Below are 1,125 nucleotides of genomic sequence, written 5' to 3'. Positions count from 1 at the left end.
TGAATTAAGCAAGGAACACGTGGGGGTTCGACGCAAAAAAAGCCACCCGAGAGGTCAATGCCAGTCAGTTAACCCTGACTGGCATTTTTCTTGTTTGGGAACTTATGCGCCCGATTTTTAACGACTCTGGGGAATGCTCGGTCAGTTCGTCGAGGTGGCAGTAAGAAGTAGCGAGACTGTGCCAGCAAAGCGGCCAAGTGCTTGGGCAAGTTTGCGGCTGAGTCCAGGCTCGCGACGTTCAGCAGATTCACGATGGCGTAGCTCGCGGTGTGGAAGCTGATGCGCTGGGGTTCGACCTTGAGTTCGCGGGCCATCTCGCGCATCCAGCGCCGCAGCAGGGTATAGGCGATCAGCACGCCCCACAGCTCTTGTCGCACCAACTCAGGCCGCTTGCTGCGCAGTACCGGCTCGCCCACCTGCAAGGATTGTTTGATCTCGCGGAACCCCAGCTCAATCTCCCAGCGCTGGCGGTACAGTTCGGCCAGTTTCTGAGCGGGGTACTTGCGATGATCCTGCATCGAAGTGATGAAGCGCCGCAACCGCCCACCCACATTCACCTCAATGAGCCGAGCCTGCCAATGGCTTGGTAGCTGCGGGCGTAATTTACGCGCTTGCTGCGATACCGGCATGCGGATCAGCGCATCGCCGGGGGCTAGCTGTTTGAGTGGCTCGTGGCGCAAGTTGTCCCTGGCCCGCATCAGCCAATGGCGCTGCTCACCTGCGCTTTGCCAATCCAGCAGGAAGGCCGCTGAGAAGTAGGCCCGATCGAACAGGGTCATAGAGTGGTCCATGCCTTGCAATTGCGTAGCCAGGCTCAGTTCGCCGCAGTCCATGGCCCCGAGCTTGGCGTCCAGCAACTCATGGCTATGCGTGTCCATCAGGCAGGTGGCTCGGATCTGTGGCCAGGGTAGCGGGCCATGCTGCGTACTGCCACTGCCCAGGTGTTGCCGATTCTCGGGCGTGTCCGGCGTCGACCACACCACGCCGTCCACCGCCAACACCCGCAACGGCTGCGATGCTGCCTGGCAACGGCCCCAGGCACGGGTCAGCAAACTAAACAGTTGAGCCAACGGTTCCTCGCCCAGGCGCTGGCGAGCCTGCACGCTGGCGCTGGGCACCGGTAGC

At 61.2% G+C, this 1,125-nt stretch carries 1 protein-coding gene; it reads right to left on the bottom strand.

The window, feature by feature from the left end:
- Nucleotides 1-68: 68 nt before the first annotated feature.
- A partial coding sequence (locus KDH83_RS30740; protein WP_212322836.1) for an IS4 family transposase occupies nucleotides 69-1,125 on the bottom strand: 1,057 nt, incomplete at its 5' end.

Source organism: Achromobacter sp. Marseille-Q0513 (assembly GCF_018195695.1).
Lineage (GTDB): Bacteria > Pseudomonadota > Gammaproteobacteria > Burkholderiales > Burkholderiaceae_B > Achromobacter.
Note: the sequence above shows the minus strand (reverse complement) of the source record. Positions and strands in the feature narration are given on the sequence as shown.